Source organism: Aliinostoc sp. HNIBRCY26, from assembly GCF_050235535.1.
GTDB lineage: Bacteria > Cyanobacteriota > Cyanobacteriia > Cyanobacteriales > Nostocaceae > Trichormus.
The window spans coordinates 4,247,029-4,259,838 of record NZ_CP189852.1; the positions used below are offsets into that span (position 1 = coordinate 4,247,029).

The 12,810-nt window shown below is 39.3% G+C and carries 9 protein-coding genes; 3 read left to right on the forward strand and 6 right to left on the reverse strand.

What is annotated here, in order from left to right; all coding sequences use genetic code 11:
* Positions 1-171: 171 nt before the first annotated feature.
* Positions 172-1,047: a polyphosphate kinase 2 family protein gene (locus ACQFX9_RS17970; protein ID WP_427157409.1), complete on the reverse strand. Its 876-nt coding sequence runs from the start codon at positions 1,045-1,047 to the stop codon at positions 172-174.
* 370 nt (positions 1,048-1,417) lie between these two features.
* The gene (locus ACQFX9_RS17975) at positions 1,418-1,879 is read right to left on the reverse strand and encodes a hypothetical protein (RefSeq protein ID WP_427157410.1); all 462 of its coding nucleotides are present in this window, start codon (positions 1,877-1,879) and stop codon (positions 1,418-1,420) included.
* A gap of 318 nt (positions 1,880-2,197) precedes the next feature.
* Between ACQFX9_RS17975 and ACQFX9_RS17980 the strand changes: the two genes are divergently transcribed.
* Positions 2,198-3,997: a DUF1565 domain-containing protein gene (locus ACQFX9_RS17980; protein ID WP_427157412.1), complete on the forward strand. Its 1,800-nt coding sequence runs from the start codon at positions 2,198-2,200 to the stop codon at positions 3,995-3,997.
* A gap of 117 nt (positions 3,998-4,114) precedes the next feature.
* On the opposite strand, the gene ACQFX9_RS17985 is transcribed toward ACQFX9_RS17980, so the two are convergent.
* From ACQFX9_RS17985 to ACQFX9_RS18000, 4 genes are all read right to left on the reverse strand, one after another.
* Positions 4,115-5,278 (reverse strand): helix-turn-helix domain-containing protein, encoded by a 1,164-nt coding sequence (locus ACQFX9_RS17985; protein ID WP_427157413.1) that lies wholly within the window; start codon positions 5,276-5,278, stop codon positions 4,115-4,117.
* Between the two features lie 908 nt (positions 5,279-6,186).
* Complete coding sequence (locus ACQFX9_RS17990) at positions 6,187-6,570, reverse strand: hypothetical protein (RefSeq protein ID WP_427157414.1); 384 nt, start codon at positions 6,568-6,570, stop codon at positions 6,187-6,189.
* A 136-nt stretch (positions 6,571-6,706) separates the two neighbouring features.
* The gene (locus ACQFX9_RS17995; protein ID WP_236143128.1) at positions 6,707-6,874 is read right to left on the reverse strand and encodes a hypothetical protein; all 168 of its coding nucleotides are present in this window, start codon (positions 6,872-6,874) and stop codon (positions 6,707-6,709) included.
* A 24-nt stretch (positions 6,875-6,898) separates the two neighbouring features.
* The gene (locus tag ACQFX9_RS18000; RefSeq protein ID WP_427157416.1) at positions 6,899-7,147 is read right to left on the reverse strand and encodes a hypothetical protein; all 249 of its coding nucleotides are present in this window, start codon (positions 7,145-7,147) and stop codon (positions 6,899-6,901) included.
* A gap of 625 nt (positions 7,148-7,772) precedes the next feature.
* Between ACQFX9_RS18000 and nifJ the strand changes: the two genes are divergently transcribed.
* Together nifJ and ACQFX9_RS18010 are read left to right on the forward strand one after the other, a co-directional pair.
* Positions 7,773-11,420: a pyruvate:ferredoxin (flavodoxin) oxidoreductase gene (gene nifJ / locus ACQFX9_RS18005; protein WP_427157417.1), complete on the forward strand. Its 3,648-nt coding sequence runs from the start codon at positions 7,773-7,775 to the stop codon at positions 11,418-11,420.
* 97 nt (positions 11,421-11,517) lie between these two features.
* Positions 11,518-12,549 carry a dihydroorotate dehydrogenase-like protein gene (locus tag ACQFX9_RS18010; RefSeq protein ID WP_427157419.1) on the forward strand — a complete coding sequence of 344 codons (1,032 nt, stop codon included), beginning with the start codon at positions 11,518-11,520 and terminating at the stop codon, positions 12,547-12,549.
* Positions 12,550-12,810: the final 261 nt, after the last annotated feature.

A 12,810-nucleotide genomic window follows, 5' to 3' on the forward strand; every position in this document is an offset into this window, starting at 1 on the left:
GGAAGTTAAAGCGGTAAATGCTTACACTCCACTATAAACCTACCAAAAAATCGTGTAGAATTTTTGATGACTCTAAAGATTAAACCCTATTTATTTTAGTTTGTTTTCATCCTTTAGATAGACTCGTCACCAAAAATTTTGTGATACTCTCTTCTTGTTATTAATTCACTACTATATTTCTTCTTCTTGTTCTAAAATAGTCTTGGCTTGCATCAATTCTTGTTGATGTGCTGTACTGACTGTAGGGTATTTTAGATTAAGTGATTCTAGCTTTTTGCAGATGATATCAGCTACTACTAAGCGGGTAAACCATTTGCGGTCTGCTGGGATAATATGCCAAGGGGCGTATTCGGTGCTAGTGTTTTGAAATACCGCTTCATATGCTTGCATATAATCATCCCAAAAAGCTCTTTCCCGCACGTCATTAACAGAAAATTTCCAATTCTTTTCGGGAAATGAAATTCTTTCTAGAAAACGTTTTTTCTGCTCTTTTTTAGAGACGTTGAGAAAGAATTTGAGAACTATCACACCATTATTAACTAAATATTTCTCAAAATTATTAATTTCCTCAAAACGTTGTTTCCATATATGATTACTGTGCAGAGTTTGAGGTAATTGTTGTTTGTAAAAAAGTTCTGGGTGAACACGCACTACTAATACTTCTTCATAGTATGAACGGTTAAATATCCCAATGCGTCCCCGTTCTGGTAGCGATTTACTAGTTCGCCATAAATAATCGTGGTCTAATTCCTCTGCACTGGGTGCTTTAAAATTAAACACTTGGAAGCCTTGGGGGTTTACTCCAGACATAACGTGTTTAATAGTGCTATCTTTACCCGCAGCATCCATTGCTTGAAAGATAACTAATAATGCGTATGTATTTTGAGCGTAAAGAATATCTTGATAGGCTGCTATTTTTTGAATATTTTCATGTAATTTCTGCACAGATTCAGCTTTGTCATGATAGCCATCATGATATGCGGGGTCATAATTTTTTAAAAAAGACTTTTTTGAATCTGGTGGAAAAATAAACGCATCATGTTTCATAAATCAAGTAGGATTCCTAGATCAATTTTATTAAATTGTAAAAGAGTTTTGACAAATATTTAGTGATAAATTAAAACCCCGACTTGTTTAAAAGTGCGGGGTTTTGAACACCACCGATTCTTGGAAAGTTTATATATGTTGCCTTATTTTTTCAGTAGAATAGATGTTTTTAATGAAAAATTAATTTTTATCTGGAAAAAAATTGATGAAGATATGTAATTAATGAAAATTAAAGCAGTTTGCAATAGACTAACGTCCCGCTTCTCTACGAGACGCTACGGGTAGCTTGTTTTCACAAAGTGCTACGAAGACAGCAATTACAATTTGTAACGAGAATTTAAACCCTTACATTTTATTGAGAGACTGCAATTTAAGGTTTTAGGGATTTCTGAACTTTGAATTGTTGAGAACGCATAGCTTCTCGACCTAAAACAAACATTCCAGTTACACCCAAGCAAACAAACCAGATGTATTGATACCAATACTGATGAACCTGTTGAATCTGATTCATCTCTGGGTGCAATGTATTGGAATAAAGCAATAACACTAAAATCATCAACGCGCTAAACCCAACACAGCTTAAACCTACGCGAATTCTGACTGGTTGAAGTTCAATGTCACTAATTGTTTCTAAGTCAATTTCTGCAAGTTCCTCTAAAGATTCATCAGCTAAAGTAGAGGCTACTTGTAAAGTGTTACTCAGCTTTGGTGGCAAAATAGGTGTAAGTGTGGCGATCGCAGGACGACGTAGTAAAGCTTCGGTATCACGCAACAACACCAACGGTTTACGGACTGTAGCAGTTTGAGTAGTGGCTTTGCTGTCAAAATCCATAGCACGCCAAAGAAATAACGAGATACAGGATAACAATAGCCTAGCGAATCAATGGAAAGGTTGCAATGGGGAGGGGTGTAATACCAATTTTGGATTTTGGATTAAAAGCCTAGATTCTTAGGCTATTTCAGAATCTCGAAACAATACTACCTCTCCCAATTCGGTGTAAGGGAGAAATCATAGGGATTTTTAGCCTCATACCCCTATTTCTGGAATACATCGCGATCATTTGGTAGTCAATGTTGCAAATGTTAGCGATCGCTAGCTATTTTTACAGTTAGCGTTAGTATGACTATGTATTTTTTCTAAAGTATAAATATGTTACAAAATCTTTACGTAAATCCAGCTATAGGCAGCAATACCAACCCTGGTACTCAACAAGCCCCCTTCAAAACTATTACTCAAGCCCTAAAAGTTGCATCACCTAACACTACTATTCAACTAGCAGAGGGAAAATACTCAGCCGAGAATGGTGAAACTTTCCCCCTAACAATTCCCTTCGGTGTCAAAGTGATTGGAAACGAAGCTAACAAAGGGAGTAACATTTTGGTAGAAGGTAGCGGTAACTACCTCAGCCGGACTTTTGCGAGACAAAATGTCACCTTTGTGATGTTAGATAGTGCAGAATTACGTGGGGTAACTGTTACTAATCCCGCTAGTCGTGGTAGTGGTGTCTGGGCGGAATCAACTACCCCTACCATTGCTAACTGTACCTTTATCAATTGCAAACGGGAAGGTGTATTTGCTACAGGTGATGCTAATCCCACAATTACTGGTAGTGTATTTACTGAAAATGCTGCCAATGGTATGGCGATCGCTAAAAATTCTCAGGGTAAAATCCAAGGGAATACCTGTTTTAAAACAGGCTTTGGTATAGCTGTTAGTGACACTGCATCACCCACACTTTTAGATAACAAAATTTACGAAAACCGTTCTGGGATAGTTGTTTCTGGTAGTAGTCGTCCTGTATTGCGTAATAACCTCATTGAAAATAATACAGATGACGGTTTGACTTTAATTGGCAATGCACTGGCTGATTTGGGAAATACCAACACTCCAGGCGGTAATACAGTACGCAATAACGCTAAATTTGAGATCCAAAATGCTAGTTCTAATAAGTTAGTTTCTGTTGGTAATCAGATAGATAAAACCAAGGTTAAGGGGAATATAGAGTTTGTAGATGTTCAAGTCGTAACGCCAACCCCAGCACCAACACCAACGCCAACACCAACTCCAGCACCAACGCCAACACCAACCCCAGTACCAACACCAACCCCAGCACCAACGCCAATACCAACACCAACACCAATACCAATACCTACCCCAATACCTGTTCCTACACCCACACCCGTACCAGAACCAGAAATAGAAATAGAACCAGAACCTATTCCAACACCAATACCAGCCCCAACACCAACGCCGACACCAACACCAACGCCGACACCAACACCAACACCAACGCCGACACCAACACCAACACCAACGCCGACACCAACACCAACGCCAAAGCCAACACCAACACCCGCACCAATTTCCGTAGATTTAAAAGATATCGCAAATCATTGGGCAGCACCATTTATTCGAGAATTAGTTAAACAGGGAATCATCAGTGGTTTCCCAGACGGTACATTTAAACCAGACGCGACGATGACACGCGCACAATACGCCGCATTGTTAGTGAAAGCATTCAACCCAGCACCAAACCGGGCTGTAGTTAGATTTAAAGATGTACCGGAAAACTTTTGGGCGTTCAAGGTAATTTTACAGGCATATCAAGGACTATTTCTTTCTGGTTATCCTGATGGTAGTTTCAAACCAAACCAGAATATTCAGCGTGTGCAAGTGATAGTCTCCTTAGTTAACGGACTAGGATTAGGACTACCTACTAACGCTGCTAACGCTATTAAAATATTCGATGATCAGGCTAAGATTCCTGAATATGGTAAAAATCAGGTAGCCAAAGCCATTGAAAAGAAAATTATCGTCAATTATCCCAATACTAAAATACTCAATCCTACCCGCGACGCAACACGCGCCGAGGTAGCTGCAATAGTCTATCAAACTCTAGTTGATGCTCGTCGTGTAGCGGCAATTAACTCACCTTACATTGTTGGTTAAGGCAAAGGGTAAAAGGCAAAAGTAAAAAAAATTAGAAATATACTTTTGCCTTTTTACTTTTTACCAGGCTGGGTAATGGTAAAAAAATCTCGTTATTTTCCTTTTTCCTTTTAATCCCTAATTTCTTACAATGATATGTTTTTTTGAATCAAAACTAATTAATCCTTGTTGTTGTAATTTGCCGATTAATCTTGTAATTGTAACTCTGGTAGTACCGCAAGCACTAGCGATATCTTCATGAGTTAAGCGAATATTTAAACGATATCCATCTGATACAAGTTCGCCAACTTCTTGTTTCAGAAATTGTAAAAAATAATTTAGCCTATCTTCTAATTTTCGCTTACCAGAAAGGAATAAGAGCGATTCTGTTTGCTTTAATCTCTGATTGATTTTGGGGCAGATAATATGACTAAGTGTGGAATTTAAAGATAATTCATTTAAATGAATCGATATTAACTCTACATCTGTTAAAGTTGTAGCTTGGTAAATAGCTAAAGATGTCATACTAGAGCCAAATACCATTTTGGGTGTTGCTAATCCTAGTAAAATTTCCTCTCCCGTTTCGCAAAAGGTATTTAACTTGACTAATCCTTGGCGAACATAGAAAATGCCTAAAGGGTTTAAGGGAATATCTTCACCTTTACTGTATATATGAATAGGACGATTCTGACACAAAAATTCGTCATGGTTAATTGCTGCTAGGTTATTAGATTCATGTTGATTCATGTGACGCAATAACCATCGCAACCCAATAGGTTTACCAGATTGGTTACGAACTACTGTTACTGTCAAACTAGCATCAAAAGCTTTATCTCTACCTGCTTGGACGCGTAATATTATTTCTTTATTGCTATCAGAATGCAATAGCTGGTTGAGTTCAAGGCGTAAATTGTCTCGTTCTTCAATAGAGATAAAGTTAAGCATTGATTGCCCAATTAACATCTGCTTAGAAACATTTAGCAATTTAACTGTGGCTAGATTTGCTTCTTGAATAATACCTTCAACATTAGTTACAAAATAGGCATCTGGTGCAAATTCAAATAAATCATAATAATGCAGTCTTTCTGCTTCTAATAGACTTCTGGTTTGTAAAAGTTCTGCATTATGCTGATAAAGTTGTTCAGCTGCTAACTGAACCATTTTAGAATTACTATAAAGTTCCTTAAAGGCTTGTGGTAGTAAATCTGGTGGAATCCAAGGTAGAACGCTAGCAGTTTGATATAAATCTGCTAACTGTTTGTGTAGTGCTTCAGCTCGTTGGATAAATAATTCTATATTCACTTTAAATTTTTATTACTTAATTGCAGCATTGATTTGGGATTCCAAATTTTAGATTTTATATGTTGAATAATGGGATTGTTTTTGATAGTTCTATCGAAACAGCAAGCTAAAGCCCCGTTCCTTTTGGGGTGAACAAGTCTAAAATACTCGTTGCACTGTGTCCGGTACGCTATCATAAATTGAAAATATTCCAGCTGCGTCACTTTGTGGGCGCAGTCAATCCCAACTTACATTCTCTAAAATCTAAAATTGTTCACAGTGGTGAAATTTAAAATCAACGGCAAATCTACATTTATCCTGAGATTTAGAGAATTGGAGTATTTAACGCAAAACAGTCAGCAATACCATTAAACCATTAAAAATCACTATTGAATTGAAACTAACTATATATTTTCTCCGGAAAACTGTTTAATGATTCTTGGAGTTGCTTATTTTGACAAGTCAGCCTATAATTATATATTTTTTCATTGTAAAATTCTTCTATCCTTAGTAGTAGATTTTGAATTTTCCGTGATTGAAAGGTGTAGCTCAGAATATTCCAAAAAAATGGCCGTATTAACTTGTCATTAACGATAACGAAAATCTCTAAGCTAGACTTCTGTCAGTAGCGTCAAATCTCTACTACTTTATATATAGATGTAACTTTATATTAGTTTGTATTCGGCAATACAGTGGTTTGTAATGTGAGTGCTGAGTGCTGTTAGCGGTAGCGCGGCGTTTAGCCGGTGTTGAGTAAAAATCTTAGTCGCTCTTTTATGCAAAACTTATAAAATAAGTTTTATCGGGACTGTCTAGCTTGATGGTAATGCTTTTGCAAACTGTTCTCTGTCTTTGTTTGATACAGTTTGATTCATTTTCTTCTTAAAAAGAATTGTTAAAAATTTTTATTTTTAGGCAGAAAAATAAGATTATATTAAACCCAGACTCATTGTTAATTCAATAGCCTTTTCAAAGGTAATACCTTGTTTAGTCGCGATATACAATAGGGCTATTACTGCTGAACGTATAGAATTGTCACAATGAATTAAAGCTGGCTTAGGTAATTCATTGATGATTTGTAGGACTTGCAGTGTAGTTTGACGGTTAATTTCTTCAACTTTGGTAGGTGTATTAAGATAACGCAAACCGAGAAATTCTAGTTTATCTTTCTCATCCTCTAGCCAGCCTTTTTCATCGGGCGATCGCAAATTCAATATAGACTTATAACCATCAACAAGAAGTTGGGGAAATTGCTCTGGAGTAATTTGCCCTGCGATGGATAATTCATGGTTAATTTTTCTGATAATATCCATATCACAGCTTTGCCATAAAAGTTAGTAGTAAGGTGGTTAGCCTTACTACGCCGATTAAAACTGTTTAAACTTGCAAGCATTTTAATTGAATTTTTCCGCTTAAATCCAATTGAAAACATGACTTGTACTTTGGAGTTTAGAAATCTTGTTTTTTGGGAATGTCACCATTAAAAGGCTGTACACCCGTTGCTGGATAATTGTCATCTCTGACGCTGAATATTCTAGAAACTGCGCCAGAAAGGTAGTTAATTAATTGTTGACCTAAGTTTTTCATATTTTGTAATAAGCTCTTAACAGTAAACATAAATTTCCTCCTTGTATATAGTAGTTAAATACCGATGGAATGGGAATCATTTCTGGCACTGTATTTATCTGATAACTCTGTTGCATGAATTTGCCAACATCTTTCAAAAAACTGAATTAGATCATAATTCCAACAATTCTCTAATATCTGTCGATTGTGATAAATGTGCCAGAAAATAACAGGATTCCAAACAGTATTGCGATGGATGATGGGTTGGTTCAAAAAGATGCCAATTGCTTTGATTAAGCTTTTGAGATGTTTTGGCTTGAACATTGAAAATAGCAACTTAAGATGTCAAGGTAATAAATTTTTAATGAGAAATAGTAGATAAATAAAGCCAGCATCGCTTTTCGATGAACCCATTAGCGAAGTTGGATACTCATAGCTAATTCCTCTCGTTGATGACAACCATGACTTCTGAATCAACTACCTAAAAAGATGACTGTAGAAGTGATAGTTGTAACCAGTATGTTTGGGAAACAAGCTATTGAGGCTGTCCAATTACTGCTGGCGGTTTCTACATTTTTAATTTATGGCAACAATTTGAGGAACTTGTGAGGAAATTGCTCACAGGGAAATTTTTTTTTAGTTCCAGGTTAAATCTTCTAGAAGTTAGTATTTGTACTTACTGTATTGTTAATTTCATTAATTATTTAATCGGAGAAAAATTATTCAATCACGCTGTAAAAACTGGCTCAACTGACACACGGAAAACTCTACAGCTATTTTTTCGTGATTGGGGGATTCTCCTCACAAGTTCCTCAAACTTTCATTTTAGTTTGAAAAGGGAATCTTCCCTAGACTTCTATTTGTACAGACAAGACTAATCAAGTCTATACACCAAAAATTACACATCTAAACAGTAAGAATTATTATCTCTTATTTTTGAGACACAACTATGAACAAAAAAAATTTTGCAACTATAGATGGTAATGAAGCTGTGGCTCAAGTTGTCTATCGACTCAATGAAGTTATAGCTATCTATCCTATCACCCCATCTTCACCGATGGCGGAATGGGCGGATGCTTGGGCTAGCGAAAATAAACCAAATATTTGGGGTACTGTACCAGCAGTAGTGCAGATGCAGAGTGAAGGCGGAGTTGCAGGTGCAGTACATGGGGCTTTACAAACGGGGTCACTAACAACTACATTCACTGCATCCCAGGGATTATTGCTGATGATCCCGAATATGTATAAGATTGCTGGGGAACTTACACCTACAGTATTTCATATTGCGGCGCGATCGCTAGCAGCCCAAGGACTATCAATTTTTGGCGACCACAGCGATGTGATGGCTTGTCGGGGTACGGGTTTTGCTATGTTGTGCGCTGCGTCCGTCCAAGAAGCCCTAGATTTTGCTTTCATTTCCACAAAAGCAACCTTAGCATCACGCATACCTTTCTTACACTTTTTTGACGGCTTCCGCACTTCCCATGAAGTCAACAAAGTTGAACTATTAACAGATGCAGATTTACAAGCCCTCATTCCCAATGAATTAATTTTGGCTCATCGTTCACGGTCATTAACGCCAGATAAACCCGTATTACGTGGTACAGCCCAAAATCCCGATGTCTATTTCCAAGCCAGAGAAACCGTTAACCCCTATTATCTAACCTGTCCTGACATCACCCAAAAAGTCATGGACGAATTCGCCCAACAAACTGGAAGACAATATCAACTATTTGAATATCACGGCGACCCCACAGCCGAACGCATCATTATTATTATGGGTTCTGGTTGTGAAACAGTACATGAGACAGTAGATTATCTCAACACCCAAGGCGAAAAAGTTGGTGTCATGAAAGTGCGCCTGTATCGCCCCTTTGATAACCAAAGATTCCTCGCCGCCTTACCCCCCACCACTCGCAGCATCGCCGTTTTAGACCGTACCAAAGAACCAGGAAGCATAGGCGAACCTTTATATCAAGATGTAGTCACAGCACTGAATGAAGCCAATCCAAAATCCCAAATCCAAAATCTAAAATTGGTTGTTGGTGGTCGCTACGGCTTATCATCCAAAGAATTTACACCCGCAATGGTCAAAGGGATTTTTGATAACTTAGCCCAACCTACACCAAAAAATCATTTCACTATCGGCATTAACGATGATGTCACCCACACCAGCTTAGACTATGATCCCAACTTCAACATTGAACCAGACAATATAGTTAGAGCTATCTTCTACGGTTTAGGTGCAGATGGGACAGTAGGCGCAAATAAAAACTCCATTAAAATTATTGGGGAAGAAACCGATAACTACGCCCAAGGCTACTTCGTTTACGACTCCAAAAAATCCGGTTCTGTCACCGTTTCACACCTGCGTTTTGGTTCGCAACCCATCCGTTCTACCTACTTAATTACCAAAGCCAACTTTGTCGCTTGCCATCAGTGGGAATTTTTAGAGAAGTTTCCCATCCTCCAAGACATTATACCAGGCGGCACTTTCTTAATCAACGCTCCTTTCGACAAAGAAGAAATTGGGCAACAACTCCCAGAGACTATCAAAGCCCAAATTCAAGAGAAACAACTGAAAGTTTATGCCATCAACGCCTACAAAGTAGCCCGTGAAGCAGGGATGGCTGGCAGAATTAACACCGTGATGCAAGTCTGTTTCTTTGCTTTATCTGGAGTATTGCCCAGAGCAGAAGCCATTGCAGAAATTAAAAAATCTATTCGCAAAACCTACGGTAAAAAAGGCGAACAAATCGTCCAAATGAATATCCAAGCTGTAGATACAACCCTAGATAATTTATATGAATTAGAAATTCAGCCTGAATCTTCCCAGTCCCCAGTCCCCAGCGAAGCACTGAGCTTGTCGAAGTGTCCCCAGTCCCCAGTCCCCGACACCGCCCCAGAATTTGTCCGCGATGTCTTAGGTAAAATTATCGCCCGTGCGGGGGATGAATTACCTGTAAGTGCTTTACCTGTAGATGGGACATATCCCACGGGAACAGCGAAATGGGAGAAACGCAATATTGCCCAAGAAATTCCGGTTTGGGACACTAATGTCTGCATTCAGTGTGGAAAATGTGTGATGGTGTGTCCCCACAGTGTAATTCGCAGTAAGGTGTATGAAGAGCAAGAATTAGAGAATGCGCCACTTACTTTTAAGAGTGCTAACGCTAAAGATCATGATTGGCATGGGTTAAAATTTACCATCCAAGTAGCAGCCGAAGATTGTACTGGTTGCGGTATCTGCGTGGATGTGTGTCCGGCTAAGAATAAAGCTGAACCACGCAAAAAAGCGATTAATATGCAGCCACAATTACCTCTACGGGAAGCAGAAAGGGAAAATTGGGATTTCTTCTTGAGTTTACCTAACCCCGATAGACGCAACTTAAAGTTGAATCATATTAATCAGCAACAGATGCAAGAACCGTTATTTGAATTTTCTGGGGCTTGTGCGGGTTGTGGCGAAACACCCTATATTAAGTTAGCCACACAATTGTTTGGCGATCGCATGATTGTTGCTAACGCCACCGGTTGTTCTTCTATTTACGGCGGTAATTTACCCACTACCCCTTGGACATATAACGCTGAAGGACGGGGGCCTGCTTGGTCAAATAGTTTGTTTGAAGATAACGCCGAATTTGGCTTAGGCTTCCGTATTTCTATTGATAAGCAAACGGAATTTGCTATTGAATTATTACAACAATTAGCTACTGAGGTAGGTACAGAATTAGTAGATGGGCTGCTAAATAATCAGCAAAAAGATGAGGCAGATATTTGGGAACAACGCGATCGCGTTAAAATTCTCAAGCAACGACTCACGGAAATAGCCAATCCCCAAGCGCAACAACTCCTGAGTCTGGCTGATTACCTAGTGAAAAAGAGCGTTTGGATGATAGGGGGCGATGGTTGGGCTTATGATATCGGCTACGGCGGCTTAGATCACGTTTTAGCTGGTGGACGCAATGTGAATATCCTCGTTCTCGACACAGAGGTATATTCCAACACAGGCGGACAAATGTCTAAATCTACACCGAAAGGGGCTGTAGCTAAATTTGCGGCTGGTGGTAAACCTGCGGCGAAAAAAGACTTGGGTTTAATTGCGATGACCTACGGTAATGTTTACGTAGCGAGTGTTGCAATGGGCGCAAAAGATGAACATACCCTCAAAGCCTTTTTAGAAGCTGAAGCCTATAACGGCCCTTCGCTAATTATTGCTTATAGCCATTGCATTGCCCACGGCATCAATTTAAGTACAGCGATGCAGAATCAAAAAGCCGTAGTCGATTCTGGGAGATGGTTGTTATATCGCTATCACCCCGATTTAACTCAACAAGGTAAGAATCCTCTACAACTTGACTCACGCTCACCGAAAATATCGGTAGAGAATTCCATGTATTTAGAAAATCGCTTCAAGATGTTAACAAAAATTAACCCTACCGTTGCTAGACAATTACTGCAAGAAGCGCAAAATGATGTGAATACAAGATGGCAAATGTACCAATACCTAGCAGCCAGACAAGTTGTTAATGCTAATCATCAGTCATCAAAAATCAATGATCAAAATGGCTCAAATGCAGAAGGAGTAGGAGTTTAATAGTTTAATGCTGTAAGTAATAAGACTTACAGCATATGTATATTTGTATAGCTTCTTAAAATTTTAATCTCATTAAATCAGCAGGAAAAATATCAACATGGATTTAACAACAACTTACATGGGGATGAGGTTGCGATCGCCGCTTGTGCCTTCAGCTTCTCCCTTGACAGGAGATATTGATAACATTGTGTGGATGGAAGATGCAGGCGCAGCCGCTATTGTCCTCCCATCACTGTTTGAAGAACAGTTAAGCATGGAAAGCCACGAACTCCATCATCATCTCACCTACGGCACAGAAAGTTTTCCTGAATCTTTGACTTATTTTCCCGAACCAGAAAATTTCCGTCTAGGCCCAGACGAATATTTAGAGTTAATTTACAAAGCCAAACAAAAAGTAAAAATCCCCTTAATTGCCAGTCTTAACGGTTCATCCTTAGATGGTTGGACAGATTACGCCAGAATGCTTGAGCAAGCAGGTGCAGCCGCCTTAGAGTTAAACATTTACTCTGTACAAACTGATCCAGACAAAACCAGCGACCAGATAGAACAAAGCTATATCAATATGTTCCAGGTCGTCAAAGCTGCCGTTGCCATTCCTGTCTCAGTAAAACTTAGTCCCTACTTTACCAACATGGCAAACATGGCCAAACGTTTTGATCACGCCGGAGTTGACGCTTTAGTATTATTTAATCGCTTTTACCAACCAGACATTAACCTAGAAACCCTAGAAGTACAACCCCACGTACTATTAAGCACACCCCAAGCCATGCGTTTACCTCTGCGCTGGATTGCCATTCTTTACGATCGCATCCATGCCGACTTAGCTGCCACAAGCGGGATTCACACTGCCCATGATGTCTTAAAAATGCTTATGGCTGGGGCAAACATTACAATGCTGTGCGCTGTTTTATTACGACATGGCATTAACCATTTACGATGTATAGAACAAGAAATGCGCGAATGGATGGAAAAACACGAATACGAATCCGTCCAACAACTACAAGGCAGCATGAGCCAGAAAAACTGCCCCAACCCCAGTGCCTTTGAACGCGCCCAATATATGCGCGCCTTGCAGACATATAAACCTGAATGGGGCAGAATTTACGAACCTTTTTATTATCACGGTTGATGTTGGGGACTGGGGACTGGGGACTGGGGACTGGGGACTGGGGATTGAGAATTAAAAATACAATTCTCCTTTGTCTCCCTTGTCTCCCTTGTCTTCCTTCTGACTTTTCACGTTATGTGGAAAAGTTAACGCAAAACCTAACCCCCTGGCCCCCTTCCCTACTAGGGAAGGGGGAAAAGTTAAAGCCTCTCCCCGACACGGGGAGAGGTTTGGAGAGGGGTCTTTCAGATCCCATGAAAAGTCAGGTCTCCCTTGTCTCCC